We start from the raw sequence: 763 nt of genomic DNA, 5'->3' as shown, positions 1-763 counted from the left end.
ACTTGGTTGATAAGCAAAAAGATATCGACGTGAAGTTTGCTGAGAAAAAACGCAAACTAACGGCAGGTGACGATCTACAACATGGCGTACAAAAAATTGTTAAAGTATATTTAGCGGTTAAACGTCGTATTCAGCCTGGTGATAAGATGGCTGGCCGTCATGGTAACAAAGGTGTGGTATCACGAATTATGCCAGTTGAAGACATGCCTTATGACGAGCATGGTAATACCGTTGACATCGTATTGAACCCGCTAGGTGTACCATCGCGTATGAACATCGGTCAGGTATTAGAGACACACTTAGGTATGGCAGCAAAGGGCTTGGGCGATAAGATCGACGGTATGCTTAAAGCACAAGCAGCTATGGCTGATCTACGTGATTTCTTAGATCAAATCTATAACAAAGTTGGCGGCGAAGGCGTTGATCTTGATAGCTTATCTGATGAAGATATCATGACGCTAGCAGGTAATTTACGTGAAGGTGTACCGATGGGTACAGCAGTATTTGACGGCGCTCATGAACATCAAGTCAAAGATTTACTTGAGCTTGCTGGTTTATCAAGAGATGGTCAGCAAACATTATATGATGGTCGTACAGGTCAGAAGTTTGATCGTAAAGTGACAGTCGGTTATATGTATATGCTTAAACTTAACCACTTGGTTGATGACAAGATGCATGCGCGTTCAACGGGTTCTTACTCATTAGTCACGCAGCAGCCGCTAGGTGGTAAGGCTCAGTTTGGTGGTCAGCGCTTCGGTGAGAT

The 763-nt window shown here is 43.6% G+C and carries 1 pseudogene; it reads left to right on the top strand.

The window, feature by feature from the left end:
* Positions 1 to 763: pseudogene (gene rpoB / locus ACS8FD_RS19710) on the top strand (DNA-directed RNA polymerase subunit beta); the annotation flags it as partial.

This window comes from Psychrobacter sp. 1U2 (genome assembly GCF_051847575.1).
Note: the sequence above shows the minus strand (reverse complement) of the source record. Positions and strands in the feature narration are given on the sequence as shown.